1 protein-coding gene is annotated in these 468 nt (G+C 50.2%); it reads left to right on the top strand.

The genetic code is table 11. The annotated features are described in order from the left end of the window. A partial coding sequence (locus EUU22_RS23580; protein ID WP_165351281.1) for a S4 domain-containing protein occupies positions 1–468 on the top strand: 468 nt, incomplete at both ends.

Here is a 468-nt window from a genome sequence, read left to right as displayed (position 1 = left end):
TCGCGGACCCAAGAAGCATTTGAAGCGCGTGGCAGCGCCAAAGCACTGGATGCTGGATAAGCTGACCGGTGTCTTTGCTCCTCGTCCATCCACCGGTCCCCACAAGCTTCGCGAGTGTCTGCCTCTGATCATCTTTCTAAGGAATCGACTCAAGTATGCTTTGACTGGGGATGAGGTTAAAAAGATTTGCATGCAACGCTTCATCAAGATCGATGGCAAGGTCCGAACAGACATCACCTATCCAGCTGGGTTCATGGATGTCATCAGCATTGAGAAAACTGGTGAACACTTCCGTCTGGTATATGATACAAAGGGACGATTTGCAGTGCACCGTATTACAGCTGAAGAGGCCAAGTACAAGCTCTGCAAAGTGAGGAAGACCTGGGTAGGAACGAAAGGAATCCCTCACTTGGTAACACACGACGCCCGCACCATCCGTTACCCAGATCCTCTGATCAAAGTCAATGA

It is taken from the genome of Ciceribacter ferrooxidans (genome assembly GCF_004137355.1).
Lineage (GTDB): Bacteria > Pseudomonadota > Alphaproteobacteria > Rhizobiales > Rhizobiaceae > Allorhizobium > Allorhizobium ferrooxidans.
The sequence above is the reverse complement of the archived record's forward strand: the minus strand, read 5'-3'. Positions and strand labels throughout refer to the sequence as shown.